Origin of the sequence: Pseudomonas sp. MH10, assembly GCF_034353045.1 — a bacterium.
GTDB lineage: Bacteria > Pseudomonadota > Gammaproteobacteria > Pseudomonadales > Pseudomonadaceae > Aquipseudomonas.
Genome location: NZ_CP133783.1, coordinates 819,556 through 845,798, shown reverse-complemented (window position 1 = coordinate 845,798; position 26,243 = coordinate 819,556). Strand labels below are relative to the sequence as shown.

The 26,243-nt window shown below is 55.8% G+C and carries 19 protein-coding genes; 9 read left to right on the top strand and 10 right to left on the bottom strand.

The window, feature by feature from the left end; translation table 11 throughout:
• The first annotated feature begins 97 nt into the window (after positions 1–97).
• Positions 98–793: a pirin family protein gene (locus RHM59_RS03895; RefSeq protein ID WP_322164505.1), complete on the top strand. Its 696-nt coding sequence runs from the start codon at positions 98–100 to the stop codon at positions 791–793.
• Positions 794–859: 66 nt separating this feature from the next.
• On the opposite strand, the gene pgm is transcribed toward RHM59_RS03895, so the two are convergent.
• The 5 genes from pgm to RHM59_RS03870 all read right to left on the bottom strand — a co-directional run bounded on the left by pgm (position 860) and on the right by RHM59_RS03870 (position 9,531).
• Entirely contained in the window at positions 860–2,503 is a 1,644-nt protein-coding gene (gene pgm, locus RHM59_RS03890) for a phosphoglucomutase (alpha-D-glucose-1,6-bisphosphate-dependent) (protein ID WP_322164506.1), read from the bottom strand.
• Between the two features lie 151 nt (positions 2,504–2,654).
• Positions 2,655–4,931 (bottom strand): ATP-dependent DNA helicase, encoded by a 2,277-nt coding sequence (locus RHM59_RS03885; protein ID WP_322285991.1) that lies wholly within the window; start codon positions 4,929–4,931, stop codon positions 2,655–2,657.
• Positions 4,932–5,062: 131 nt separating this feature from the next.
• Positions 5,063–6,451, bottom strand: a complete 1,389-nt coding sequence (locus RHM59_RS03880; protein ID WP_322285990.1) for a PLP-dependent aminotransferase family protein — start codon at positions 6,449–6,451, stop codon at positions 5,063–5,065.
• 65 nt (positions 6,452–6,516) lie between these two features.
• Positions 6,517–8,013, bottom strand: coding sequence for a hypothetical protein (locus RHM59_RS03875; RefSeq protein ID WP_322183856.1), 1,497 nt, complete (start codon positions 8,011–8,013; stop codon positions 6,517–6,519).
• Positions 8,014–8,508: 495 nt separating this feature from the next.
• Positions 8,509–9,531 carry a zinc-dependent alcohol dehydrogenase family protein gene (locus RHM59_RS03870; protein ID WP_322164510.1) on the bottom strand — a complete coding sequence of 341 codons (1,023 nt, stop codon included), beginning with the start codon at positions 9,529–9,531 and terminating at the stop codon, positions 8,509–8,511.
• Between the two features lie 480 nt (positions 9,532–10,011).
• Here RHM59_RS03870 and RHM59_RS03865 point away from each other — a divergent pair, with 480 nt between their 5' ends.
• The 6 genes from RHM59_RS03865 to RHM59_RS03840 all read left to right on the top strand — a co-directional run bounded on the left by RHM59_RS03865 (position 10,012) and on the right by RHM59_RS03840 (position 18,897).
• Positions 10,012–10,929: a LysR family transcriptional regulator gene (locus tag RHM59_RS03865; protein ID WP_322164511.1), complete on the top strand. Its 918-nt coding sequence runs from the start codon at positions 10,012–10,014 to the stop codon at positions 10,927–10,929.
• Positions 10,930–11,049: 120 nt separating this feature from the next.
• The gene (gene mexE / locus RHM59_RS03860) at positions 11,050–12,288 is read left to right on the top strand and encodes a multidrug efflux RND transporter periplasmic adaptor subunit MexE (RefSeq protein WP_322285989.1); all 1,239 of its coding nucleotides are present in this window, start codon (positions 11,050–11,052) and stop codon (positions 12,286–12,288) included.
• 10 nt (positions 12,289–12,298) lie between these two features.
• Positions 12,299–15,502, top strand: a complete 3,204-nt coding sequence (locus tag RHM59_RS03855) for an efflux RND transporter permease subunit (protein WP_322164513.1) — start codon at positions 12,299–12,301, stop codon at positions 15,500–15,502.
• Entirely contained in the window at positions 15,499–16,902 is a 1,404-nt protein-coding gene (locus RHM59_RS03850) for a TolC family protein (RefSeq protein WP_322164514.1), read from the top strand. The genes RHM59_RS03855 and RHM59_RS03850 overlap by 4 nt, the downstream gene beginning before the upstream one ends.
• Before the next feature lie 154 nt (positions 16,903–17,056).
• Positions 17,057–18,160 carry a tetratricopeptide repeat protein gene (locus RHM59_RS03845; protein ID WP_322164515.1) on the top strand — a complete coding sequence of 368 codons (1,104 nt, stop codon included), beginning with the start codon at positions 17,057–17,059 and terminating at the stop codon, positions 18,158–18,160.
• A gap of 374 nt (positions 18,161–18,534) precedes the next feature.
• Positions 18,535–18,897, top strand: coding sequence for a histone-like nucleoid-structuring protein, MvaT/MvaU family (locus RHM59_RS03840; RefSeq protein WP_322164516.1), 363 nt, complete (start codon positions 18,535–18,537; stop codon positions 18,895–18,897).
• Positions 18,898–19,445: 548 nt separating this feature from the next.
• Here RHM59_RS03840 and RHM59_RS03835 read toward each other — a convergent pair.
• Positions 19,446–19,997 (bottom strand): DUF4946 domain-containing protein, encoded by a 552-nt coding sequence (locus RHM59_RS03835; RefSeq protein ID WP_322164517.1) that lies wholly within the window; start codon positions 19,995–19,997, stop codon positions 19,446–19,448.
• Positions 19,998–20,164: 167 nt separating this feature from the next.
• Here RHM59_RS03835 and gloA point away from each other — a divergent pair, with 167 nt between their 5' ends.
• Positions 20,165–20,686: a lactoylglutathione lyase gene (gene gloA, locus RHM59_RS03830; protein ID WP_322285988.1), complete on the top strand. Its 522-nt coding sequence runs from the start codon at positions 20,165–20,167 to the stop codon at positions 20,684–20,686.
• A gap of 229 nt (positions 20,687–20,915) precedes the next feature.
• On the opposite strand, the gene RHM59_RS03825 is transcribed toward gloA, so the two are convergent.
• The 4 genes from RHM59_RS03825 to RHM59_RS03810 all read right to left on the bottom strand — a co-directional run bounded on the left by RHM59_RS03825 (position 20,916) and on the right by RHM59_RS03810 (position 24,934).
• Positions 20,916–21,437, bottom strand: a complete 522-nt coding sequence (locus tag RHM59_RS03825; protein WP_322285987.1) for a DUF3833 domain-containing protein — start codon at positions 21,435–21,437, stop codon at positions 20,916–20,918.
• A 173-nt stretch (positions 21,438–21,610) separates the two neighbouring features.
• Positions 21,611–23,173: an alkyl hydroperoxide reductase subunit F gene (gene ahpF, locus RHM59_RS03820; RefSeq protein ID WP_322164520.1), complete on the bottom strand. Its 1,563-nt coding sequence runs from the start codon at positions 23,171–23,173 to the stop codon at positions 21,611–21,613.
• Between the two features lie 135 nt (positions 23,174–23,308).
• The gene (gene ahpC, locus RHM59_RS03815) at positions 23,309–23,872 is read right to left on the bottom strand and encodes an alkyl hydroperoxide reductase subunit C (protein ID WP_322285986.1); all 564 of its coding nucleotides are present in this window, start codon (positions 23,870–23,872) and stop codon (positions 23,309–23,311) included.
• Positions 23,873–23,974: 102 nt separating this feature from the next.
• On the bottom strand, positions 23,975–24,934 hold the full coding sequence (locus RHM59_RS03810; protein WP_322285985.1) for a site-specific integrase: 960 nt from the start codon (positions 24,932–24,934) through the stop codon (positions 23,975–23,977).
• A gap of 176 nt (positions 24,935–25,110) precedes the next feature.
• On the opposite strand from RHM59_RS03810, the gene RHM59_RS03805 reads away from it, so the two are divergent.
• Positions 25,111–26,115 (top strand): DNA-binding protein, encoded by a 1,005-nt coding sequence (locus RHM59_RS03805; protein ID WP_322285984.1) that lies wholly within the window; start codon positions 25,111–25,113, stop codon positions 26,113–26,115.
• The last annotated feature ends 128 nt before the right edge of the window (positions 26,116–26,243 follow it).

Genomic DNA, 26,243 nt, shown 5'->3' with positions numbered 1-26,243 from the left:
CTGATCAATATTTGATAGATGATACTTCCCATCAACCCACACAACGCTCAGCAGCACTGAAGCACGCAGTCGGTTCTGCTCTGGAGAGGCCATAACCATGCTCGAATTAAGACCTTTCAACACCTTGGGCGGCGCAAACCACGGCTGGCTGAACGCTCATCATCACTTCTCTTTTGCCGAATACTACGACCCGAAACGTATGAATTGGGGTCAATTGCGGGTGTGGAATGATGATGTGATTGCCGCAGGTACCGGGTTCCCTAAGCACCCGCATCGCGACATGGAAATCATCACCTACGTTCGTGAAGGTGCAATCAGCCACGAGGACAACCTGGGCAATAAAGGCCGGACCGAAGCCGGCGATGTTCAAGTCATGAGCGCAGGCACCGGAATTGCCCACAGCGAGTACAACAAGGAGTCCACAGAGACCCGAATTTTTCAGATATGGATCGTGCCCGACGAGACCGGCTCAGCGCCGTCCTGGGGCGCTAAACCTTTTCCCAAGGGCGACCGTGAAGGTTTCGTGACGTTGGCCAGCGGTAAGGTCGGCGATGACCAAAGCCTGCGGATTCGTGCGGATGCGCGAGTAGTGGCGGCTAACCTTAAAGCAGGTGAAACCGCTGAGTATCGGTTGGATGCAGGCCGTCGTGCGTACCTGGTTCCGGCAACCGGCGTTATCGAAGTCAATGGCCTGCGGGCGGTGGCACGCGATGGCGTGGCGGTAGAACATGAGCGCGTCTTGACAGTAACAGCCATTGAGGACAGCGAAGTCGTTTTGGTGGATGTGGCGTAATTGTGGGCGGTACGCAAAAGGGACGGCTGATGCCGTCCCTTTTTTTTCGCGCTCGCTTAGCGGCAATTAAGGCGCGATGGCCGCGTCTACCAGGACCTGAGCTTCGGCCACCAAGCGTTTGAGGTGGTCTTCGCCGATAAAGCTTTCTGCGTAGATTTTGTAAATATCTTCGGTGCCCGAAGGGCGTGCCGCAAACCAGCCATTTTCGGTCATGACTTTCAAACCGCCAATGGCCTGATCATTACCGGGCGCGTGGCTGAGGATGCTCTGAATGGTTTCCCCAGCCAGCTCCGTAGACTTCACCTGATCGGGAGACAACTTGCCCAGCAGCGCTTTCTGCGCGGGATTGGCCTTGGCTTCGACCCGGGTCGAAAACGGTTCGCCCAGCTCTTCTGTCAGTGCTTGGTAGATCTCGCTAGGGTCACGGCCCTTACGTGCGGTAATTTCTGCCGCCAGCAAGGCCGGAATCAAACCATCTTTATCGGTGGTCCATACGCTGCCGTCTCTGCGCAAGAACGACGCGCCCGCGCTTTCTTCACCGCCAAAGCCCAGGGAGCCGTCGAACAGGCCGTCAGCAAACCATTTAAACCCCACGGGCACTTCATATAGACGCCGGCCCAAACGCTTGGCCACGCGATCAATCATGCCGCTGCTCACCACGGTTTTGCCGATGGCTGCATCGGCGCGCCATTGCGGGCGGTTCTGAAACAGGTAATCGATGCTGACAGCCAGGTAGTTGTTCGGCGCCAGCAAGCCCCCGGTCGGGGTCACGATGCCGTGGCGGTCATGGTCCGGGTCGCAGGCGAAGGCCACTTGGAAGCGGTCTTTGAGACCGATCAAGCCTTGCATGGCAAAGCTCGACGAGGGGTCCATCCGTATACGACCGTCCCAATCGACACACATAAACCGGAACGTTGGATCGACTTCTTTATTCACCACTTCCAGGTTCAGGCCGTAGTGTTCGCCGATGGCCGACCAGTAACGCACCCCAGCACCGCCCAGAGGGTCGACGCCCAAGCGCAGATTAGCGCCGCGAATGGCGTCCATGTCGATTACATTTTTCAAGTCGGCAACATAGGTGTTGAGGTAGTCGTGGCGATGAGTCGTGTCGGCCTTCAGGGCTTTTTCATAACTGATCCGCGTGACGCCCAGTACCTTTTCAGCCAACAGCTCGTTGGCCTTGGCCTCGATCCATTTGGTCACGTGGGTGTCAGCCGGGCCGCCATTGGGCGGGTTGTATTTAAAGCCACCACTTTCCGGCGGATTGTGCGACGGGGTAATTACGATGCCGTCTGCAAGCCCGCTGGTGCGACCGCGGTTGTAGCAAATGATCGCGTGGGAAATCGCCGGCGTAGGCGTGTATTCGTCGTTTTCGGCGATCATCACCTGCACGCCATTGGCGGCCAACACTTCCAGTGCGGTGACACTGGCCGGGGTCGACAACGCGTGGGTATCTGCGCCTAGGAACAGCGGGCCGTCAATGCCGTTTGCCTGTCGGTACAGACAGATCGCCTGGCTGATGGCCAATACGTGCCATTCGTTGAAGCTCAGTTCAAACGAGCTGCCGCGATGGCCAGACGTGCCGAAAGAAACGCGCTGGGTGGAGACCGAAGCATCAGGCTGACCGGTGTAATAGGCCGTCACCAATCTCGGGAGATCGACCAACAGTTCTGCGGGCGCTGGTTTGCCGGCAAATGGACTGAGACTCATAAGAAACCTCCATGGGTGGAACCATTACAAAAATGAGTGGGCCTGCTGCACGCAATCCGCATAAACAAATGACGAAACAGCCCGTGGCGCGGCAGTTTACTGGCAGTTTGACCGTGGCGCTTAGCTATCTATCCGTAAGCCGTTGAAGGTTTTACAACTGCCACCACGCGGGCAGCAAGTTTTGCACCTTGCGCTCGGCAAATCGGTCGTCGATCAGCATCACCACGCCACGGTCCTCAACCCCGCGAATCACGCGTCCGGCAGCTTGTACGACTTTTTGCAGGCCCGGATAAAGGTAGGTGTAATCGTAACCTGCGCCGAACAACAGCGACATGCGCTGCTTGAGTTGTTCATTGACCGGGTTCAGTTGGGCCAGACCCAAGGTTGCGATAAACGCCCCAATCAAGCGGGTGCCCGGCAGGTCAATGCCTTCACCAAAGGCCCCGCCCAATACGGCGAAACCAATGCCTTGGCTGCTCACGGTGAATTTATCGAGAAAGGCCTGTCGTTCAGCTTCCGCCATGCCTCGCGATTGCAGCCATAGGGTCAGGTGTGGATGGCGTTCGCGCATTAAGTCGGCAACTTGCTGCAAATATTCGAAGCTGCTGAAGAACGCCAGGTAATTTCCAGGTTGTTTTAGAAACTGCTCGGCCATCAATTCGACGATGGGCGCGAGGGACGCCTTGCGATGGACAAAACGGGTTGAAATTTGGCTGATGATGCGCACGTCCAACTGCTCACGGGAGAACGGTGACTCGACATCGACCCACGCGGTACTCGGTGGCAGGCCTAACAGGTCGGCGTAGTAATGACGCGGACTCAAGGTTGCCGAGAACAGCACCGTGCTGCGCGCGGTGGTGAGGCGCGGACGGATAAACGCTGCTGGCACCACGTTACGCAAATTCAATCGCGACAGGCTGCGGACGTCCTTCAGCTCACGTTTATTGATGTCAAAGACGAAGTGGTCATCGAACAGCTCGGCGATGCGTGAGAACTGGATCGCTTCGAAATAAAAGCTCTGCAAAACTCCGTCGACTGCATGCGGGTGCTCATTGAAGTAATCGCCAATGGCTGCGATGCAAAAGCTCAGGCTTTGCAAAAATCTACCCGGGGTATCGGGGTAGGCTTGATACCCGGCGTCCTGGTCTTTGTGCAGCGCACTCCAGTCGCGGTCAAGTCGCTCGAGGAATTTCCCCACCGAAGCCGGCGCGCCGGGCCGAATGGCGTTCAGGCTTTGCTGGTCGAGGCTGGCGCTGTACATCTGCCGCGTACGCTCAACCATGTTGTGCGCTTCGTCGACCAGCACTGCCACTTGCCATTGATTGAGCTGGCAGAGCCCGAACAACAAGGCGCTGAGGTCGAAATAATAGTTGTAGTCGGCGATGACCACGTCGGCCCAACGTGCCATTTCCTGACTCAGGTAATACGGGCAGACTTGATGCTGTAGCGCCACGTCACGCAACCCGGCTTGATCAAGCCAGGGGTTAATCAAGGCCGCGCTGCGGGCCGCTGGCAACCGGTCGTAAAACCCTTTGGCCAAGGGACAGGAATCGCCATTGCAGGCTTTGTCCGGGTGTTCGCAGGCTTTGTCGCGCGCCACCATTTCCAGTACACGCAAGGTCAGTTCCGGGGCGCTGTGGCGAATGACCTTCAAGGCATCCAGTGCCAGCTTGCGGCCCGGGGTTTTGGCCGTTAGAAAGAATATTTTGTCGAGCTTCTGGCCGGGGGCGGCTTTGAGCATCGGGAACAACGTGCCCACGGTTTTGCCAATACCAGTAGGCGCTTGCGCCATCAGACAGCGCCCGGTGCTGACGGCTTTGTAAACCGATTCGGCCAATGCCCGTTGCCCAGTCCGAAACGTCGGATGAGGAAACGCCATCGTGCCCAGTAACTCATTGCGCGCCTGAGTGTGCGCCATTTCCTGACGCGCCCAGCGCAGAAACACCGCGCACTGCTCGTTGAAAAACGTTTGCAGTGAAAGCGCCGTGTGCTGTTCGCGTAACGTGGTTTCTTCTTCGCTGACAACGTTGAAGTAGACCAGTGCGACGCGGATTTCATCCAGTTCAAGCTGCTGGCAGAGTAACCAGCCATACATCTTGGCTTGGGCCCAATGCAGTTGCCGGTGGTTGGCGCGCATGGCGGTCAAGTCGCCGCGGTAGGTTTTGATTTCTTCCAGCTGATTCAGCGCCGGGTTATAGCCGTCTGCCCTGCCCCGGATCTTGAGGTGCAGGTACTCGCCACTGAGGGCAATTTCGGACTCATAACCGTCGCCGCGTCGAGCGACGACAATACGGTGACCAGCCATACCCTCCAGGGCAGTGGGCGCCGGGGTAAAGCGCAGGTCGAGGTCGCCCACCTTCGCCGTGAACTCGCACAAGGCGCGTACGGCTACGGTATAGCGAGGGTCGTCGGTGGGGTTAATGGTCACTGGAGAAAAACGGCCGTTTGTTGCCCATACTGGATGGGCGTACAGATAGCAGTTATGGCCCGATGCTGGCAAATATTTTTGGATCAATGGCTGGCATTGGCAAGCTTAATCGCCACCGTTTAACCCGCTGTTTACAGGCGTTCCTGGCGCAACGCCCGGTCCAGCAAATCCAACGCCCTGCCAATGTCCTGGGTCCAGTCAAAGGCAAAACTTATTCTCAGGTTCTGTTGGTGTAACCCCTGAAGACTAAAGACCTCACCGGGTGCAATAGAAATTCGATGTTTGAGTAGACGATCAAATACTTGGCGCATGTTTACGGGCTGTATGCATTCGGCCCAGATACCCGCCCCCCCTACGGGCAGATTAAATCGCAAGCTGTCACCGACGCGCTCGTTGAGCAGCGTTGCCATCATCAGCATCCGGTCTTCCAGTAGTCGCCTTAGCCCAATAACGTGCAGGTCGATTCGCCCGGTGCTGTAAAGCCGGGCGATGGCTTTTTGACGAATAGGCGACAGCCGAAATGAGCGCACCAGAAAGTGCTGCTGCAATTCAGTTCTAAGGTGTTTGCACAGCACGTAACCATAAGGCGCCTCAGGTCCGATGATTTTGTCGAAAGCTGAGAACACCATCAGTCGATGAGGATTGACCCAATCGCGCAATCGGTTCGCCGATTGCTCGAAACACAGCTCGCCATGGCTATCGTTCTCCAACACCCAAACGCCGTGCTGATTCAACAAACCGGCCAGTTGTCGGCGATTCTCCACCGCAGCCGGTCCGATTATCGGGCTGACGCAAGAGGGTAGCAGCGCCAAACCGATATTTTCTTTACTGAGCAGGGCTTGGAAACAAGCAAGGTCGACACAGCTTTGAGCATCGAGGGGCACTTCGATCACACGGATATTGAACGATTTCAACACCCGCAAAATAGTCCATGAACAGGGTGATTCGACCAACACCGTCCCACCACGCAGCGCCAAGACATCGAGGACAATTTTGAGTACGCCACTCAAATCAGCACCGACATAGACGTTATCGGAGCACCAGCCATGCACCGCGCACGTGGTATAGCGGTCTGCTAAGGCGGTGCGCAGCTCAAGTTCGCCAAAAGGCTGAAACACCGAATAGGCCCGGCGCGGGTAATGTCGAATCAACTCACGCTCAAGCATTAACAGTGGACTTTCCAATGACGCCAGTACCGTCGGGTCGTCATGGCTGAGCACAAACATGCCGGGGCGTCGGGCATTTGCGTACAAGGTTTCAAGCAAATCCCCGCCCTCGTCGGGTATCTGACGATCCACGCCCGCCAGCGTGAAGTACCCGGATTTAGGTATCGAGCACACCCGGCCCTCCTTTTCCAGCAGGCAGTACGCATACTGAACGGTGGAAACGGAGACCTTCAGACGCCCGGCAAGGTGCCGCAATGAGGGCAATTTAGTCGAGGTGCCGGACTGCACGTTGTCGATCAACCGATTGAGGTACAGGTACACCGCCTGATACGCAAAGCTAGGCACGTCTTTCATGAGTGACAGCCCTCCTCGGCCGTTGATGACCGGGTGCCGGTAGACTTCACCGGAAGAATTTCCACTCAGCGCCCAGACACTGTTTGAGCCGATGGCTCACCCGTTTCGGCATCCACCGTCATGATTCGACGCTTGTCCGGGTCCCCTGCGCGAACCCTCGCAATCAACGAAGTTGGATCATTGAAATCCACACGTTTTTTGCCATACAGCGCTTGCAGACCCACCTTACTCAGGCCGCTGATATCTATCAGCCATTGAGTCACGTGCTCGGGCACCGGCAACCCCATTAGGGCTTTGTGCAAGTCGGGCAGCGCAACGAGCATGCCGGGATGGCAACGACGAAGGAACGCCTCAAGGAACAGACCGGAATCGACAAACGGAGCAAACAGCAGGCACACCAGTTGGGCATCGTTCAAACCAAATGCATCCAGCGCATGGGCCGCTGACAGCATGCGCCTGGCCTCGATTTTTGCGAGGGTGTCGTAGGCGGCCATGGCTTGGTCGATCAATTGCTCTGGCATTTTTTTTCCGCGCATCAAAGCTTTCGCCAGTATCAGGTATTCCCTGACGCCTTCCGGGTACGTGCGATCATTCACATACTGGGCTTGCAAGCCGCGCATATGCGCCATCAACATCGGATTAGCGCAATCCGACTCACTGAAATTGAATGAAAGGTCATCAAACTGAAAGTTCAGGAATTCGATCAGTAACGGCCAATGATCCTCTGCATTGCAGCTCACCAGATCGAAAAGCGTGAGGAATGCGGGAACCACTGCTTTGTTCGGGTAAGCGCATGTTCGACCGGTGGCCTCAGCGCCCTCGCCGTACAGCTCGTGATAATACGCTTGCCCTACTCCACTAACGGTTTTGAGTACCCCGTTGAAACTTTGGTTACGCCAGTCTGATGCAGGCAGATCGAGCCCCTCAGCCAAGCGCATGGCCCAGGCCATGTACTGTTTTTGTTCCTTGCGTGAATCACCGCTGACCAGTGAATCGATCCCGGTACCCCAGCAGGCTGCGCGGGCGAAAAAATCTGCTAGCCCCAAATAGCAGCTGTTGCAGAAGGTCGCGCGACCGTCACCGGCCGTCATGTGGCCGGTGAGCAGCATGTCCGAGCGGTTTCGCTCACGGCCTGCCGAAGAAAACGGTGACTCAATATTGAAGGTTCTGACGAACTGGTGATCCACCATCAAGACTTCGACGCGTGGGTCGTCATACAGAAATAAAGCGGAATAACTGCGGTGGATGTTGTCCATCACCGCCGACGTCATGCCAGCGTGACGCAGGGTGGCCACTCGCAGGGAGAAGGTGGTGGGCGACCGGTTAGCGATGCTCAATTGCGCCGCACGTAAAAATGCCACGGTGTAAGCACTGTCCTTTCCACCGCTGAACGCAACCATCACCTTGTAAGTCCCAATACGCTCGATACCACCGGCGGACACAATTAAACGCTGAATAAACAGTTGCAGAGCGGTTCGCTCAGCGCGAGAAAAGTAACTGGTCAACCGCTGCAATACTTGCTGGTAAACGTAGTTCATTGCCTGTTCATGAATAGAACTCATAGGGCAATTCCGCTGCAATGACAACCCGTTATCGAGCGATAGACAGTTGTCATCCAGCCCCAACTCCGTACGCAATAAGGGTTAAGTTCAGGCAGGGATGAAGAGCTGGAGATGTATTGTTGTTCGACCATGACTCATTCCTTGAGCAATAATTACCGGGCTATTATCAGTATTTGAGAAATGATTACAAGGTACAGAATTCTCATATAATGCAGCGCAGCAACTTTTAAACTTCCGTTTTCTCAGCGGCGTTTATTACTTATACGCCGCGCGTTTATTAATAGCTGCTTACTGGGCATTGTGTTTATTGCGCAGGGTCAAACCCCTTGCGCAACGCGGGCCCGAGCTACTTTAAGCGTCTGTTGAAACATTGCAGACGAAAAAAATCCTGCCGGATGACGGCAAGATTTCTGGGCTGCAAAAGACGTTAGATGACAGCGGGCTGTTCGTTTCACGGCGCCTGAACAGCGGCGCCGGCAGAGCAAACAAACAGTATTAAGCAGGATCGACCACTAATACCGCTCGCCCGGTGACGGGGCATTGGTCCATATAGCGATGAGCTGCAACAACATCGTCAAATGCAAATATCCGGGTGACCTGCGGCAGTAATACCCTATCAGCTGTTAGCTGATTGATTTCACGCAACGCACGTTGCAAGGCAGCTTCGTCTTGTGTGATACCCAACTCAGGCTTGCCGGTGAAGTTACCCAAGCAATGTACAAAGAACTGAATATTTTTCTGGAACGCGGCGCAGGCCGGGAACGGTGTTTGATTGCCACCCTGTAAGCCGTACAGAATGAGACTGCCGCGTGGTGCAAGAACGTCACCCAGGATCGACATCTGCGGGCCGCCCAAACCATCGAGCACCACATCTACACCACGGTTGTCGGTGTATTTATTAATAGCGATCAGCAAGTCTTGCTCTTCAGTGACAACGACTTTATCCGCCCCAAGGGCCAGCAAGTTGTCACGTTGCTCTGCAGATTTGGCTGCCGCGATCACTTTCACGCCCAACGCCTTGCCCATTTGAACGAAGGCCGGGCCAGCGCAGTGGGTCGCGTCAGTGATAAGTGCGGTTTGCCCCGGCTTTACCCGCGCCAGGTCAACATAGGCAAAATAGGCGATCAACAGCGGTGTGTAATGAACGCTCGCTTCAACCGGCGTCAACAGGTCCGGGTAGCGGGTCAATGCTGCTCGAGGCAAAACGATCAACTCGCCGTAGACCGGATGTTGGTTGGCAGTGGCTGCCGGGAAGCTTGCCACTTTGTCACCGACTGCCAAATCGGTAACGCCTTCACCCAATGCCGAAACAACACCAGCCATTTCCTGGCCAAGTCCAGCCGGCAAACGAGCTTGTGAAGGTGCCAGATTCTGCCGCCATAGAACGTCATACCAGCTGATGCCGATCGCTTCGACGCGCACTTGCACCTCACCGGGTGCCGGTTGCGCAGCAGGGAATTCCTCGATTTTGAGGACCTCCGCCGGACCAAACTGATGAAAACGGATTGTGCGGGACATTTCGAACCTCGCCTAATGAACCTTAATGCCATGACTCTATCCGGGGTTTTCCGCGAACACTATCAGTGGCTATTAATAGTCGACATGTCTGTCATTGATTCTGAAATTTTTATTGGTCAGTAAAATCACCGGCAAATAACCGCTGGAATCCTGCCATTTCTGGGGCGCATTGAATAGCATGTGGGCGCGACAATGCAACCCACCTTTATAATTCGGTCGTTTGGAAGCATTTCTGATTGGGGTACATCCTACGACGAGCGTTCCCTCAGCGTTCCCAACGGTAGCGTTTCAACGTTGGACTATCATTGACGTTGATGATAAATCCACTGACGTTGAATTTATCGATGTCCCAACAACAGAATCCTCGTATTATTCATTTCGGCGATTTTTCACCTGGGCATTAGTGCCTGAGCAGAACGATCGCAAGCCCCGTGCTGGCACAGACCAACGCATCGACAAACGGCCCGAGATCATCTGTCTATGAATCGCAACGACCTGCGTCGCGTCGACCTCAACCTGCTAATCGTGTTCGAAACCTTGATGCATGAGCGCAGTGTCACTCGTGCTGCAGAGAAGCTGTTCCTCGGACAACCGGCGATCAGTGCGGCGCTCTCGCGGTTGCGTGGGTTGTTTGATGACCCGCTGTTTGTGCGCACTGGCCGCAGCATGGAGCCCACCGCCCGTGCGGTGGAAATTTTCGCGTTGCTCTCCCCGGCCCTTGACTCCATTTCAACGGCCGTCAGTCGCGCGTCGGAATTCGACCCAGCGACTAGCACAACCGTCTTCCGGATCGGCTTGTCCGATGACGCGGAGTTCGCGTTACTGCCTTCGCTATTAAAACGGCTACGTTCTGAAGCGCCCGGCATCGTGCTGGTGGTTCGCCGCGTGAACTACATTTTGATGCCCGCGCTGTTGGCTTCTGGGGAAATTTCCATTGGCGTCAGCTACACCACTGACCTGCCCGCCAACGCCAAGCGCAAAGTCTTGCGCCGCAGTAAACCCAAGTTGTTGCGGGCCGATACCGTGCCTGGCCCCTTGAGCCTGGATGATTTCTGCGCGCGCCCTCATGCATTGGTCTCGTTTGCTGGCGACTTGGGTGGGTTTATCGATGAACACTTGGAAAAGGTCGGCCGTAAGCGCCATGTGGTTCTGGCGGTTCCGCAATTCAACGGTCTGGCGACGCTGATCGCGGGCACGGATATCGTTGCGACGGTTCCAGATTACGCGGCAGAAGTGCTGACGGCCGCAGGCGGTGTACGCTCCGAGGACGTCCCCATCGAAACCCGCACCTTCGATTTACACATGGCATGGCGCGGCTCGCAGGACAACGATCCGGGCGAGCGCTGGCTGCGTTCTCGCATTCAAATGTTCTTTGGTGACCCCGATAGCCTGATCTAGAGCCTTCGAGGGGGGTATCTATCATTCCCACTGATATTAACCTTCGGTTTATTCGATTCGTGCAATACAAGCTGTCAGAACAGAATCCGCCAACTCAACGAATATTGGCGGATTATTCCCATGGCACAGTCATTCAATCACTTGCGCTACCCCCTTGCTGCACTGGCACTGATCGTGATCAGTGCCTGTGGTCAGCACGGCCCTGCAGCGGCAGCCGCACCCGCTGCTGCGAAAGTGACCGTGGCCAAGGTACTCGAACAGCCTGTCAACGAATGGGACGAGTTCACTGGCCGCTTGGAAGCACCGGAAACCGTTGAAATCCGCCCAAGGGTTTCCGGCCAGATCGATCAAGTCTCTTTCACCGACGGCGCCCTGGTGAAAAAAGGCGACACGCTGTACCAGATTGACCCTCGCCCGTTCCTCTCTGAAGTTCATCGTCTGGAAGCCCAGCTGGCTCAAGCCCGCGCCGCACAAACCCGTACCGGTAACGAAGCGCAACGTGGCCAGCGCCTGCTGAGCAGCAACGCGATCTCCGCCGAACTGGCTGACACCCGTACCACCTCCGCCCAAGAAGCAAAAGCCGGTGTCGATGCCATCCAGGCTCAACTGGATCTTGCTCGCCTGAACCTGAGCTTCACCCGCGTGACGTCGCCAATCAGTGGCCGCGTCAGCCGTGCAGAAATCACCGCCGGCAACATCGTGACCGCCGACGTGACAGCGCTGACCAGTGTGGTTTCCACCGACAAGGTGTACGCCTACTTCGACGCGGACGAACGTGTTTTTCTGAAATACAAAGAGCTGGCACGCAAAGGTAAACGCGGTCAGGCCACCCCAGTATTCCTGGGTCTGTCCAACGAGGAAGGCAACACCCACCAAGGCACGATGAATTTCATCGACAACCAGGTCAATCCGCAAACCGGCACCATTCGCGGGCGCGCAGTGTTTGATAACGCCGACGGTCAGTTCACACCCGGCCTGTATGCCCGTTTGAAGCTGGTCGGCAGCGGCACCTACTCTGCGGTGTTGATCAACGATGAAGCCGTCGGTACCGATTTGGGTAAAAAGTTCGTACTGGTTATAGGCGCTGACAACAAATCGGCTTACCGCAGCGTTGAACTGGGTCCGAAACTCGAAGGCCTGCGTATCGTCCGCAGCGGCTTGAGCAAAGACGACACCATCGTGGTCAAGGGCTTGCAACGGGTTCGCCCTGGTACCGTGGTAGACCCTGAAATGAGCCCGATGGCCAGCGCTGAAACCCTCGCTGCTCTCGCCAAACAGCGTGAAGCGCTTGAGGCCAGCAATGTTCAGCAAGCAGCAGTGGCAGCCAAATTGGCAAGCAACGCTTCCCCACGCGGTTAAGGGATAACTCATGAACTTCTCTCAATTCTTTATATCGCGACCGATCTTCGCAGCGGTGCTGTCGCTGATGATCCTGATCGCTGGTGCCATTTCGCTGTTCCAACTACCGATCAGTGAATACCCGGAAGTGGTGCCGCCGACCGTGGTGGTGCGTGCAAACTTCCCTGGCGCCAACCCTAAAGTGATCGGCGAAACCGTTGCTGCGCCGTTGGAGCAGGCCATTACCGGTGTCGAGAACATGCTCTACATGTCCTCGCAATCTACGGCCGATGGCAAGATCACCCTGACCATCACCTTTGCGCTGGGCACTGACCTGGACAACGCCCAGGTGCAAGTCCAGAACCGTGTGACCCGCACCGAGCCGAAACTTCCAGAAGAAGTGACGCGCATCGGTATTACCGTGGACAAGGCATCTCCCGACTTGACGATGGTGGTCCACTTGACCTCCCCGGACAAACGCTACGACATGCTCTACCTGTCCAACTACGCCATCCTCAATATCAAGGATGAGCTGGCACGACTGGGTGGCGTCGGCGACGTGCAACTGTTCGGCATGGGCGATTACTCGCTGCGAGTGTGGCTTGATCCAAACAAGACAGCCTCGCGCAACCTGACCGCTACCGACGTGGTTAACGCAATTCGCGAACAGAACCGTCAAGTTGCCGCCGGTTCCCTGGGCTCACCGCCGGCACCGAATGCCACCAGCTTCCAGATGTCGGTGAACACTCAAGGTCGTCTGGTCACGGAGGAAGAGTTTGAGAACATCATTATCCGCGCTGGCGCCAATGGTGAAATCACGCGCCTCAAAGACATCGCTCGAATCGAACTCGGCTCCAGTCAATACGCGTTGCGCTCGCTGCTGAATAACCAACCCGCTGTAGCCATTCCGATCTTCCAGCGTCCTGGCTCCAACGCCATCGAAATCTCCAACGAAGTTCGGGCCAAAATGGCCGAACTGAAACAGAGTTTCCCTGAAGGCATGGACTTCTCCATCGTCTATGACCCAACCATCTTCGTGCGTGGCTCCATCGAAGCAGTGGTTCACACCTTGTTCGAAGCGCTGATTCTGGTGGTATTGGTTGTCATTCTGTTCCTGCAAACTTGGCGTGCCTCGATCATTCCACTGGTCGCTGTACCAGTGTCGTTGATCGGTACCTTTGCGGTCATGCACCTGTTTGGCTTCTCGCTCAACGCGCTGTCACTGTTCGGGTTGGTGTTGGCCATCGGCATCGTGGTGGATGACGCGATTGTGGTGGTGGAGAACGTCGAACGAAATATCGAGCTGGGACTCAGTCCGATCGAAGCCACCAAAAAAGCCATGAGTGAAGTGACCGGCCCGATCATCGCCACCGCGTTGGTGCTGTGTGCGGTGTTTATCCCAGCCGCCTTCATCTCGGGCTTGACCGGTCAGTTTTATAAGCAGTTCGCCCTGACCATTGCCATTTCCACGGTGATTTCAGCCTTCAACTCCCTGACCTTGTCCCCTGCCCTGTCGGCCGTATTGCTCAGAGCGCATGACGCACCGAAAGACGGCTTCTCGCGCTTTCTCGATAAACTGTTGGGCAGTTGGTTGTTCCGCCCCTTCAACCGCTTCTTCGACAAAGCTAGCCATGGTTATGTCGGCACCGTAGGCCGCGTTATCCGCAGCAGCGGCATTGCATTGTTCCTGTATGCCGGCCTGATCGTGCTGACGTGGTTCGGTTTTGCCAACACCCCCACCGGTTTCGTGCCGACTCAAGACAAGCAGTACCTGGTGGCCTTCGCGCAATTACCGGATGCTTCCAGCCTTGATCGTACCGAAGACGTGATCAAACGCATGTCCGATATCGCTCTCAAGCAGCCGGGCGTGGACAGTGCGGTGGCCTTCCCTGGCTTGTCGATCAACGGTTTCACCAACAGCCCGAACGCCGGCATCGTGTTCGTCACACTCAAGCCTTTTGACGAACGTAAGGACCCCAGTGAATCAGCCGGTGCGATTGCCGGTGCGTTGAACGGCAAGTTCGGTTCGATTCAAGAAGCGTACATGGCGATCTTCCCGCCCCCACCGGTCCAAGGCCTCGGTACCATCGGCGGCTTCCGGGTGCAGATCGAAGACCGTGGCAACCTGGGTTACGACGCGCTGTACAAAGAAACCCAAAACATCATCACCAAGAGCCGCACTACGCCAGGACTGGCCGCACTGTTTACCAGCTACACGGTTAACGTGCCCCAAGTCGATGCTGCCATCGACCGTGAAAAAGCCAAGACTCATGGCGTGGCCATCAGTGATATTTTCGACACGCTGCAGATCTACCTGGGTTCGCTGTACGCCAACGACTTCAACCGTTTTGGCCGCACGTATCAGGTCAACGTTCAGGCCGAGCAACAGTTCCGCCAGGAAGGTGAGCAGATCGGTCAGTTGAAAGTACGTAACAACCTTGGCGAAATGATCCCGTTGGCGACTTTTATCAAGGTCAGTAATACCTCAGGGCCTGATCGCGTTCAGCATTACAACGGCTTCATCACCGCAGAAATCAACGGCGCCGCGGCACCGGGCTATAGCTCAGGCCAAGCCCAGGAAGCGATTGAGAAACTGCTCAAAGATGAACTGCCAAACGGCATGACCTATGAATGGACCGACCTGACCTATCAGCAGATTTTATCGGGTAACACGGCGCTGTTGGTCTTCCCACTCTGCGTACTGCTGGCGTTCCTGGTGTTGGCTGCCTTGTACGAAAGCTGGAGCCTGCCACTGGCGGTGATCCTGATCGTACCGATGACCCTGCTGTCGGCTATCGCCGGGGTGATCATTGCGGGCAGCGACAACAATATCTTCACCCAGATTGGCTTGATCGTACTGGTGGGCTTGGCGTGTAAGAACGCGATCCTTATCGTCGAGTTCGCCAAAGACGAGCAAGAGAAAGGCAAGACGCCGCTGGAAGCTGTTCTGGAAGCCTGCCGCCTGCGTTTGCGCCCAATCCTGATGACCTCCTTCGCCTTCATCATGGGTGTTGTGCCACTGGTTCTTTCCAGCGGTGCCGGTGCTGAAATGCGTCATGCCATGGGTGTAGCGGTGTTCTCCGGAATGCTTGGGGTGACCTTCTTTGGTCTGCTGCTGACACCGGTGTTCTACGTGCTGATTCGTAACTATGTAGGTCGCAAAGCAGCCCGTAAAGCAGCCCGTAAACAGGCTCACGAAGCTGACAAGGCCCTGAAGCTGGAGTCGCAACAATGAGCGTCACAACGGTAAAGTTTTTCCTCCCGAGCCTGTTGGTTCTGGCGCTGGCGGCCTGCGCCGTCGGCCCGGATTACAAGGCCCCAGTGACCCCAGCGGCTGCGGTGTTGTCTGCCGCCCAAGGCAATTACGACCGCACTCACACTGAGTCAGTCTGGTGGGCGCAGTTCGATGATCCGGTCCTGAATCAACTGGTTGCTCAGTCGATGACCGGCAACCGGGATTTGCGCGTGTCGTTTGCTCGTTTGCAAGCTTCCCGGGCGATCCGTGATCAGGTGGCGTACACCCAGATGCCGATCATCACCAGCGGCGTCAGCAGCCAGATAGGCAAGGCGCAAGTGCCGGGTCAGACCAATCAGCGCGTTAACATCGAGAGTTACACCGCGGGCCTGGACATGGCCTGGGAAATCGACCTGTTTGGTCACATCCAGCGCCAGATCGAGTCGGCCAATGCCGATCAGCAAGCCAGCGAAGCCGATCTGTTCCAGTTGCAGATCAGCATCACCGCCGAACTGGTGGATGCCTACGGCCAGCTGCGCGGCGCGCAACTGCGTGAGCGAATTGCCCGGGACAACCTGAAAAACCAGCAGGAATCGCGCACTGTCACCGTCAGCATGCGTGACGCCGGGGTCGGCAACGAACTCGACGTGGTGCGCGCCGATGCCCGTCTGGCGGCGGTTGAAGCCACCGTGCCGCAGTTGCAAGCTGAACAAGTGCGGGAAAAAAACCGCATCGCGACCTTGATGGGTGAGCGTCCGGAATCGATGAAAGTCGACCTGAGCCCAGCGCAGTTGCCAGCGATTGCCAAGGCCTTGCCGATTGGCGATCCCACCGAACTGCTGCGTCACCGTCCTGATGTGCGTGCCGCTGAGCGCCAATTGGCCTCGGCCACCGCGCAAATCGGGGTGAACACGGCGGACCTGTTCCCACGGGTCAGCCTCACCGGTTTTCTCGGTTACACCGCCGCCCGTGGTTCGCAGATCGGTTCTTCGGCTGCTGCTGCCTGGTCGCTTGGCCCAAGCATCACTTGGCCGGCGCTGGATTTACGCAGCGTGCGAGCGCGGATTCGCGGGGCCAATGCCGATGCTGACGGTGCGCTGGCCAACTACGAGCAGCACGTGTTGCTGGCGTTGGAGGAGTCGGAAAACGCCTTCAGCGATTACAACAAGCGTCAGGAACGTTTGATCTCGTTGATCCGTCAAAGTGAATCGAGCCGTAAAGCGGCAGATTTGGCCTCGATTCAGTACCGTGAAGGCACCGCTGACTTCCTGGTGTTGCTGGATGCCGAACGTGAACGCCTGGCAGCCGAAGATTCTCAGGCCCTGGGTGAGATCGACACCTACCGTGGGATTGTTGCCATTTACAAGGCATTGGGTGGCGGTTGGCAACCTCAGTCTTAATGCTTCGCTAGCCCCACTAAAGGCGCCTCCTGTTTCTGGGAGGCGTTTTTTTTGAGCCCGGAAAAGCTCGTCTGGCAACCGCACCCTGCGATCGTCGTTTGACAGCTGACAACCACTCGCTGAAGCTGCAAGCCGTTATGAATTGGAAATTGGTATGCCCAAACCGCCTTTAAACGGTTCACCCGCCGAGCCGAAAACCCGTCGTCGATGGCCCATTGGTTTCTCCATCGCATGTCTGGCCATCGCTGTAGGGGGTGGTCTGCTTTGGTTGCGCAGTGGCCCCTCTGCTCCGCCCGCTATTGTCCACACCATCAGTTACGGCCGCGCTCTGGCACAGGCTCAAGACGGCAAACCCGGTGCCGCCCGCGTGCTTTATCAGCAATTCGCCCGCACCGACTTGTCCGGCCCCCGACGTGCAGGCCTATTGGTTGAACTGTCAAATTTCCCAGGTCCGCAGGCGCTCAAGCTGGCCGGCGAAGCGCTGCACAGCGATGAAGTCCTCGTTCGACAAGCGGCGATTGATGCGATCGTCAAACTCGTATCTGGAAGTCAGCGCAGCGTGTTGCTGGGCCCTTTGCTCGATGAAAAAGAGCCGGATACCCGATTCAGCGCGGCGAAAGCATTGCTGGGACTCACGCCAGATGAAGTCGGGTTGTATTTCACCCCGTTGGAGCAAGTCGTCGAGGAATATAAAACGGCGCTGCAAGCCAAGGTCCCCGCGACCAGTCAAAGTCAACTGCAACTGGCCAGGCTTTATTTGCACACCAATGATCCAGCACGGGCCGCAACAGCCCTGGAGCAGGCCCTCGCCCTTGAGCCGGGCAATCTGGAGGCCGCACTGGCGCAGATCGACCTTCTCGACAAGCAAGGGCAAGCTGAAAAAGCCAGGCACCTGCTGGGACAGCTGCTTGAGCACAATCCCTCGTCTTCGATGCTGCAGCACGCCTTTGGTATGTGGTTGCTCAATCACGGGCAAAGCGAATACGCGCTGCTGGGCCTGACAAAAGCCGTGGAGTTGGACCCGGAAAACAATGATTTCCGCTATGACCTGGCGGTCGCGCTGCACGGTCTGGAGCAATTGGAGCCTGCGCAGAAGCAGCTTGAAGACATTTTGCAGCGTCAACCCGCCAACCGACGCAGCCGAGTGCTCCTGATACATTACTGGCAAGAAAGCGGTCAGTTGCAAAAGGTCCAAGTGTTGCTCGCAGAACTTGAGCAACAAAATCCAGACGACCCGGCCTTGCAGCAAGGCCTCTAAGGCTCTAAATCAGGCGCCCGTAGCGGGCGCTAATGGTTTCCACAGACCCCGCTAATCTCGGAAATAACTTACAAGCAGCTTCTCCCGATATGACAAAAAACACGACTGCCGGTTAAGTGTAAATTTCCCTTTACTCTAATGAATTGCATAAGACTATTTTCTAACTCGAAAAAAAAGTGCATGATTTGTCCGTCGCTGGTTAACAACTACCCCTTTCACCAAACGTGATTGACAGCAAACCGTTAGTTTCTTCCCCCGACGGAAAACGCTCAGGGGGTTGGGTAGAGAACTGAGGGATCGCATCGGCCAGACGTTTTTTTCTTATCGCTTTGTCAGGCTAAAATCAGCCAACTACACTGTCGGAGTAAACCTATTTGTCCAGACTTGCCGAGTTTCGCGCAGCAGAAAAAGCCCTTCAAGAACAGCTTGCACAGCTGGAGACTTTGAAGAATGACGCCGGACTAAAGAAGGAGATTGAATTCGAACAAAAGCTTCAAGGTTTGATGAGCACCTACGGCAAGAGCCTGCGCGACATCGTCGCCATCCTCGACCCCAAGAGCTCGCTACCACAGGCCGCCCCATCAGGAATCAAGCGTCGCAGGGCCCGTGTCGTCAAGGTTTATCAGAATCCGCACACCGGCGAAATGATCGAAACCAAAGGCGGCAATCACCGCGGCCTGAAGTCCTGGAAAGAGCAGTACGGTGTTGACGCTGTAGATTCATGGCTTCGCGCCTGATCAAACTGTCACACTTAAAAAGCCCTGCTTGGCAGGGCTTTTTAATGGCTGTCAATATTACGTTCGCGCTAATATGTAACTCGTTCAGCGTTCAGACAGGAAAGTATCACTAGATGGGCAAAAAAATAGTTCTGACGTTTCAGCAGTACATTTTCGTACAGCCGACTCAGACTATGTCCTACGTGTTGTATTGGACCTTTCATCATGTTTCGACTGTCAGGGATGTAACACAAGGCGCTTGCAGTAAACGTCCGGCTTAATACACGACGCCAGATAATCTAGTGGCGTTTCAATGTTGAATGGTCACATTCTGAATAATTCATCTGAAGGCTGGTAGAGTGCCTTTCACTGTTTTTGAGTACACCCGCAACCCGCGTCTGAACTCCATTAGTTGGGAACGGAAATCCTTCACATATTTTTCACATCGATTCTTACAGGATGAAGGCTGCTAAAGGATTAGCGCCCCAATGCCCGCTTCGGCGGGCTTCTTTTTTCCTGTTATTTGGCGCCATCCCTTTAACACTTGCTATGCCACTAACAGCGGAGTGCTATTGCTCAACTACTAACTGAAGGCTGTCGCGAATATGCTGCACCTCATCCTTCGTAGCGGCATAGCCGTCAGCAGAACCTGCGTATGACAACGACCACGCCGTGTCCTTGGTTGCCGCCGCCACCAGCGTCTGAGTCATCACGTGACCGCCGTTCTGAGTAATGCTGCAGGTCGTCTCCAGCGTAGGCAATGCACTCAGGGTGCCCTCGTGGACTTTGCTACAAACGCTTTGGAAGCCATCGCGGGCAAAGTTGATCTGAATCGCCTTGCGCATCTCCAACAACACGCTCTGCACATTTACCTCGTGCCCTGGCTGAAGCCGCGTTTGGGTGAGTTCCATGACCATGACCGGATTTCCATTCTGATCATTCTTCACCGCACGCTGTCTCATCTGGACCGAGGGCTGCCCTTCAGTTGCGGTTGTAGCAGGCAATGGCTCAACTTCCCAGCCCGCAGGCCAGGTCACCATCGCATAGGCGGCGTGGGCGCTGCTAACGGCTAGCAGCAGGCCCAGGCTTATCAACGACGATTTGCATTGCGGGTAGATCATGATGGGTATCACCGGAACTGTTGAGCAGGAAAGTTTGGGCCTGTCCCCCTCGTGGAACAAGGCTTAGCACTGTTTTTATCGAAACCTCCTCACCGTTCGGGTTTGGCACTGATTGCTCTGACCCGTATCCTTTAGCAGTTGCACGACTATTTGAACCGGAGATTTCCATGAGCTTGCACGAATTGAACACCTTTGCCGGCGTCACTGCCGTACCGGAAACCGCAACACAAGGTTTTGTGTTCAACCACACCATGCTGCGGGTCAAGGACATCACCGCCTCGCTGGATTTTTATACTCGCGTGCTGGGCTTCAGCCTGGTTGAAAAGCGTGACTTTCCGGAAGCCGAATTCAGCCTGTACTTTCTTGCGCTGGTCGACAAAGCGCTGATCCCTGCTGAAAGCAGTGCGCGTAACCAGTGGATGAAGTCCATCCCCGGGATTCTAGAGCTAACGCATAACCACGGCACCGAGAATGATCCGGCCATCGCGTATCACAACGGCAACGCTGACCCGCGCGGTTTTGGGCACATTTGCATCTCTGTACCCGATGTCCACGTGGCCTGCGAACGTTTCGAAACCCTGGGTGTGCCGTTTCAGAAACGCCTGGCGGATGGTCGCATGAACAGCCTGGCGTTCATCAAAGACCCGGATGGGTACTGGGTTGAGATCATTCAGCCGACACCGCTGTGATTTGACCCTCCCCATAACGCATCTTTTGTAGGAGCCAACTGGTTAGCGAAGCTGGTTCGGACTTATCGCAGCCTTCGGCAGCTCCCGCAAAAATCTATCCAGCGCCAAAATCTGTGGGACCGAATTTATTCGGGAAGGTAGCGGCGCGGTGTTCCAGACATACCGAGGCGCCTGCTTACCGAATGAATTCGGTCCCTCAGAAATCACAAAGACCGACTAGGTGCACTCTTCACTGCTTGCGAAAGAACAACGTCACTTGTCCCAACTCGACACCCAGCTTGCTCATGTAGGAACGATTGGCCAAGGTTTTGTCATCGAGCATGTACATCCAGTCGTCAAAACGAACTTCGTAGGTCTTGCCGTCCACTGGCAGGTTCAGCACGTAGTTCCAATGGAAGGTATTGCCTGAAACCTCGCCGAATGCCTCGCCGACCACGTCACTCGCCGTGCCACGCCAGTGTCCTGGACCCTCCGGACGCAAGGTCCAGACCCGGGTCTGTTTTGTGCCGTCGCTGTAATTGAAAGTCTCATGCATGATGAGCGCGTCGCCTTCACTGTGGCTATCGATCACTACATGAAAGCGTTTGGTTACCTCGCCCGAGCGTTTTTGAAAAATACCTGACGCCAACACCTGCCCCGAGAAGTAATCGCGCAGGTCGAGTTTCGGGGTTTCTTGACTGTATTGCGTCACCTGGACACCGCTACAACCCGCCAGACCCAAGGTCAGCGCCAACGCTATTGTTTTCAACATATGACTTCCTCATGAGGGGACGCACCGTTTAACGCTTATGGTTTCGGGTGCAGACAGATATCGACCTGTGTTTTCGCAGAACGATGCCCGAATGGTTACGACAGGCCAAAAAAAAGCCGAAATCCTTATCAAATTCCGACTTTTTCTATCGCTATGCTGCGACGCCCGAGGCTTTACTCTGGCGCTGACGTGCGAATCAAGTGATCAAATGCGCTTAGCGATGCCTTGGCACCCTCGCCCAAGGCAATAATGATCTGTTTAAACGGTACGGTGGTGACGTCGCCAGCGGCGAAGACGCCGGGAATCGAGGTCTCGCCACGGGAATCCACAATGATCTCGCCGCGCGGTGACAACTCAATGGTGCCTTTGAGCCAGTCGGTGTTAGGCAGCAAGCCGATCTGAACAAAGATGCCTTCTAGGTCGATGGCAATCTCTTCGTCGTTCAAACGGTTTTTGTAGCGCAGACCGTTAACTTTCTGGCCATCGCCCAGCGCTTCTGTGGTGAGTGCATTGGTGATGACGGTGACGTTCGGCAGGCTCAACAACTTGCGCTGCAATACCGCATCGGCGCGCAGTTGCACGTCGAATTCCAGCAAGGTGACGTGCTTGACGATACCGGCCAGGTCGATTGCTGCTTCGACGCCGGAGTTACCGCCGCCGATGACCGCAACACGTTTGCCCTTGAACAGCGGACCGTCGCAGTGCGGGCAATACGCTACGCCCTTGTTCCGGTATTGCTGCTCGCCCGGCACGTTCATTTCGCGCCATCTTGCACCTGTCGCAATAATCACCGTACGGGCTTTGAGCGAGGCCCCGCTGGCGAATTTCACTTCGTGCAGCTCGCCCGCCTTGCCTGGGATCAACTGATCTGCGCGCTGCAGATTCATGATGTCGACTTCGTACTGTTTGACGTGTTCTTCCAGCGCAACGGCCAGTTTCGGACCTTCAGTGTGCTGAACAGAGATAAAGTTTTCGATGGCCATGGTGTCGAGCACCTGACCGCCAAAACGCTCCGCCGCGACGCCGGTGCGAATACCCTTACGTGCCGCGTAGATCGCAGCGGCCGAACCCGCTGGGCCGCCGCCGACGACCAGTACATCGAAGGCGTCTTTGGCGTTGAGCTTTTCTGCCTGACGATCACCAGCACTGGTGTCGATTTTGGCCAGAATTTCTTCCAGGCCCATGCGACCCTGGCCGAACAGCTCGCCGTTGAGGTAGACGCTAGGCACCGACATGATCTGACGGTCAGTCACTTCAGCCTGGAACAACGCACCGTCAATAGCGATGTGTTTGATGTTCGGGTTGAGCACGGCCATCAGGTTTACCGCCTGAACAACATCCGGGCAGTTCTGACACGACTGGGAGAAGTATGTTTCGAAGGTGAAATCGCCCTTCAGCGATTTCGCCTGTTCAATGGCGTCCGCGCTGGCCTTGGAGGGGTAGCCGCCGACTTGCAGCAGCGCCAATACCAGCGAGGTGAATTCGTGACCCATAGGGATGCCGGCGAAACGCAGGCTGATGTTTTGCCCTGGGCTGTCCAGCGAGAACGATGGAGTACGCACATCGGAGCCGTTGTCTTTAAGCGTAATAAAAGTCGAAAGGCTGGCGACTTCTTTAAGCAGCTCCAGCATTTCTTGAGATTTCGCGCCGTCATCAAGGGACGCAACGATCTCGATTGGGCGGGTAACCCGTTCCAGGTACGATTTCAACTGGGCGTTAAGATTGGCGTCCAACATGGCGCGATTTCCTTTTTTTGATTCGGTAGAAAAAACAACGCCCGAGCGATAGTCGCCCGGGCGTTTTTTGGGGGCGATGCGGTTTACTTAGTGCTTAAAAGCAGAGCCCATGGCCCCCAGCCGATGCATGTCGACTTAGATCTTGCCAACCAGGTCCAACGACGGGGCCAGAGTGGCTTCGCCTTCTTTCCATTTAGCTGGGCAAACTTCGCCTGGGTGAGCAGCGACGTATTGAGCGGCTTTAACTTTGCGCAGCAGCTCAGAAGCGTCACGGCCGACGCCGCCATCGTTCAGTTCAACGATTTTGATCTGACCTTCTGGGTTGATCACGAAGGTGCCACGGTCAGCCAGTCCTGCTTCTTCGATCAACACGTCGAAGTTGCGGGAGATCACGTGAGTCGGGTCGCCGATCAGTGGAAAGGTGACTTTGCCGATCACGTCGGAAGTATCGTGCCAGGCTTTGTGAGCGAAGTGGGTGTCGGTGGACACACCGTAGATCTCAACGCCCAGTTTCTTGAACGCAGCATAGTTGTCAGCCAGGTCGCCCAATTCGGTAGGGCAAACGAAGGTGAAGTCAGCCGGGTAGAAGAAAACGACAGACCATTTGCCTTTCAGGTTGGCTTCCGAGACTTCAACGAATTCGTTGTTGACGAACGCCGTGGCTTTAAATGGTTTGACGTGGCTGTTGATGATAGGCATCGGTGAATCTCCTGATGGTTGGGAAAAGCTAATGAAGTGGATCTTACGCATAATCAGCGATATAGGCTCATTGGCAAACCTCATGCTGCTGATTACCTTTCACTATAAGAGATCTCTATTAATAGAAGAAATCTGTGACAGCTGTGTGAGGTCATTCAGCGTCTTAAACGGCGTGGCTTCGATGTAGCGCAAGGCCGATTTCATGTCCTTCCAGCCGACGTAGGTCATCAGCGATTTCAAGTCCCAACCGCTTTGGTGGGCCCACGTGGCAAAGCCTCGGCGCAATGAATGACTGGTGTACTGCTCGGAAGGAAGGCCCGCACGCTCCAGCGCCTGGCGTAGCAGCGGAATAATGCTGTTGGCGTGCAAGCCCTCCTCCCCCAGATTGCCCCAGCGATCAATGGCCCTGAACACAGGCCCACGCACCAGCGCCGCACAGTTGACCCATTCGATATAGGCCTGCACCGGGCACAAGCGCTGCAGCGCTGGCGTTTGGTAGGTTCTGCCGAGGTTGTCGCGATCACTTTTGCTGCGCGGCAGATACAGGCTGATGCCCGAGCCGGCAATCGCTTGAACGTGCTCGATGTCTAGCCGGCACAACTCATCGCTGCGAAACCCCCGCCAAAAGCCCAACAAAATCAGGGCAGTGTTGCGACGGCAACGCAACAACGCCGGTTGATCGTGATCGACAAGCGCTTGCGCGCCCTCTCGATCAAGCATTGCGATCACCTGCTCCAGATGCTGCAACTCCAAAGGCTCGGCCTGCTTCTCCTGCGCGGGGTGCAGGGCCCGAATGCCCTTGAATACCTTGCGCACCACTGGCGCCTTGGTCGGATCAGCAAATCCCTGGCTGTTGTGCCATTGCGCCAAGGCCGACAAACGCAACTTCAAGGTGTTAATCGACAACACGCCAGCGAACGCGACCAAGTAACGGGCGACGCTGTCGCTGGTCGCGGGCAGGAAGCCGCCCCATGTCACTTCAAAATGCTCAATGGCCGCCCGATAGCTGCGCCGCGTGTTGTCACGAGTAGCAGCGGTCAGGTAGCGGTCCAAGTCATACATGCCAAGCGCGCCCGTTGTGTACTGAAAACCACCTTATAAAATTGGTTTCCGTGAATGACACGGGATAATACCAGTATATCCCGTGTGTATTTTCGTTAATTTTAGAACGTAATTGCCAAACTTATAGTATGTAATTACAGCGTACATACCACAGTACGAAATCGTAGGAGCAATGCATGGCACGCGGCGGAGTCAATAAGGCAGTGGTTCAAACGGCACGCATGGCGTTGCTCGCTCGCGGCGAAAATCCGAGCATTGACGCGGTGCGTATCGAGATGGGCAACACCGGATCGAAAACCACCATTCACCGCTACTTGAAGGAACTGGATGAGCAGGAGTCCAAAAGCTCCGCCCCCGCCCCCCAGGTCAGTGATGAACTGACTGAGTTGGTGAGTCGTCTTGCTCAGCGACTAAAGGAACAGGCCCAAGAGCGTATTCATCTGGCCCAGGCGGTGTTTGACGACCAGATGCAAACATTGTCAGAGGAATTGGCAAGGACTCAGTTGCATGTCAGCACCCAAGAGCAACAACTGAATACGCTGACCGCTGAGTTGAACGCAAAAAGCCTCGCCTTGGACAGTACGCGCGGCGCGTTGCAAGCCGAACAGACGTCTAACGCTCGCCTGATTCAGTCGCAGCTAGATCAAGACATTCGCCTGCAGGACAAGGATGGACAAATTCGCTCGTTGGAAGAAAAGCACCTGCATGCCCGCGACGCACTTGAGCACTATCGCAACTCAGTCAAGGAGCAACGCGAACAGGAGCAGCGTCGTCACGAAGGCCAACTGCAGCAGGTACAGATGGAAATACGCCAGGCGCAACAGGCCGCGATGGTACGGCAGGAGGAGATCACTCAGCTAAACCGAGACAATGAACGTTTATTAAGCGAAACACGCAGTACGTTGCGCGAGCTGAGTGCGCAACAGGAACAGCTGAAAAAAGCGACTCACGAGACGAGCAGACTTGGCGAACAGTACCAGCTCACCCACACCCAGTGCGCGTTGCTGCAAGAGCGCTTGAGCGCGGCCCTTGATGAAAGCAGCGCACTCAAGCAAACCGTGAATGAACATGCGCAGGCCAATCAGACATTGCACCTAGAGCTGATCAAATCCCAACTGGCCCTTGAGTCCGCAGCGCTGCTTGCCACGCAGAAAGAGCCCGAATTAACCACTCCCCTGTAGGAAAGTCCGCCACGTCTTCGACGCCGCGCTGTCGCGCAGCAAAGTGTGTGGCACTTTGGGTAGTTTGAGGTTGCAGGGTGTCAGGACTGAAGCCTTCCCGAATAAATTCGGTCCCACGGATTTTGGCG